1 protein-coding gene is annotated in these 1369 nt (G+C 62.5%); it reads right to left on the minus strand.

What is annotated here, in order from left to right; translation table 11 throughout:
• On the minus strand, window positions 1-1168 hold a 1168-nt coding region (locus AC097L_RS24515), incomplete at its 3' end, for a PAS domain-containing protein (protein WP_479589327.1).
• Window positions 1169-1369: the final 201 nt, after the last annotated feature.

The following is a 1369-nucleotide window of genomic DNA, read 5'->3' on the forward strand; positions in this document are numbered from 1 at the left end:
CGTGTTCCACCAGGCTGCTCCACATGGCGGCATAAAACTCGGGGCTCTGACGGGCAGAACTCAGGAAACGCGGGTTTCTCCCCAGTACCTCGTCGTGACTGTAGCCGGTGATGCGGGTGAAGGCGGCGTTGGTATCGATGATGCGGGCATCGGCCGTGGTGATGGTGATGCCCTCGCGGGCATGGGTGAACACGCTGGCGGCGAGCTTGAGTTGTTCCTCGGCCCGGCGGCGCTCCGTCAGGTCAATGTCCAGGCAAAACAGCTCGGGTTTTTTACCAATCGGGTGAATCAGCGCATGGCTGGAGAACACCGGCACGCGGCTGCCATCCTTGTGTTGCAGCACCAACTCGCCCGCAGGAATCGCGTCGCGGGTCGCAAACATCTGCGCCATCGCCTGGCGCACGCCCTCGCGCATCGGGGGTGGGATGATCAGGTCGCGCAAATTGCGGCCCAGGGCTTCCTCGGCGGTAAAGCCGTAGAGCCGTTCAGAGGCCTTGTTCCAGTAGCGGGTGGTGCCGTCGGGCGCATAGGCTTGCACCGACACGCCGGGAATGTCCTTGATCAGCGTGCGAAAGCGGGCTTCGGACTCGCGCAACGCCATATCCAGCACGTCACGGCGCTGCCCTTCCTGCAGCACCATGGCCAGCAGCAGCGTGGCAGGGGTAAACACCAGAATCAGCGCAATGGCGGTCGACACCGTGGCTTTGGGGTCCAAGGGCGACAGGGCCAGGAATCCAATCTGGCACAGCTGCAGCACCAGGCCGAACACCAGCAGCGAGGGCACATCCGTGCGCAGATGCGCGCTGGCCACGGCACGGCGGTACAGCAGACCCAGGCCCACACTCACCAGCAAGACCGCCAGCACCGTCACCACCTGCGGCGAACCCTGCCACAGGTGGAAAATCCCCACCACCACCAGCGCCACGCTGGCCGACAACAGACCGCCAAACAGCCCGAGGATTCCCATCACCACCGAGCTGCCGTCCACGGCAACGCCGGGCATCGGCATGTACGGCTCGGCCATGCCCAGCACGCACACCACGCCAAACAGCAGGCCGGTGGCCACCTGGCCCGCGCGACGCCGCTCATGCCACAAACGCACATGCAGACACTGCATCACACCCAACACCAACATCCAAGCCACGTCCTGGGCCAGATAAACAACCATGGATACGGTCTCCTACCGAAAGCACACGCGAAGGAGCCCGCGCGCGCTCAAGACCACGCTACAGCCACCCCCCAAAGACGCACAGAGGCGCGCCACCAATAGGCATATTGTTACAAATGAGGCTGACTTTAGTATGCATTACTTGTACGAAGGAAAAAATAGGTGGTAAAGACCACCCGGTACAAGCGCTACTAAAAAAAT

The sequence above is a fragment of the Rhodoferax sp. RT5P35 genome (assembly GCF_056521385.1).